The 307-nt window shown below is 62.2% G+C and carries 1 protein-coding gene; it reads left to right on the top strand.

The window, feature by feature from the left end; genetic code table 11:
* Positions 1–307 (top strand): substrate-binding domain-containing protein (locus SB753_RS36110; RefSeq protein ID WP_410804899.1); only part of this gene is annotated, 307 nt, incomplete at both ends.

The following is a 307-nucleotide window of genomic DNA, read 5'->3' on the forward strand; positions in this document are numbered from 1 at the left end:
GTGCTCTTCAACGCACCCGTCGCGCAAGCTGCCGACCCGGTCAAGATCGGCTTCCTCGTGAAGCAGCCTGAAGAGCCGTGGTTCCAGGACGAGTGGAAGTTCGCCGAAGCCGCTGCCAAGGAAAAGGGCTTCACGCTGGTGAAGATCGGCGCGCCGTCGGGTGAGAAGGTCATGAGCGCAATCGACAACCTCGCTGCGCAAAAGGCACAAGGCTTCGTGATTTGCACGCCGGACGTGAAGCTCGGACCGGGCATCGTCGCGAAGGCGAAGGCTGACGGCCTGAAGATGATGACGGTCGACGACCGAC

The organism is Paraburkholderia sp. SIMBA_053, from assembly GCF_046534895.1.
Lineage (GTDB): Bacteria > Pseudomonadota > Gammaproteobacteria > Burkholderiales > Burkholderiaceae > Paraburkholderia > Paraburkholderia caledonica.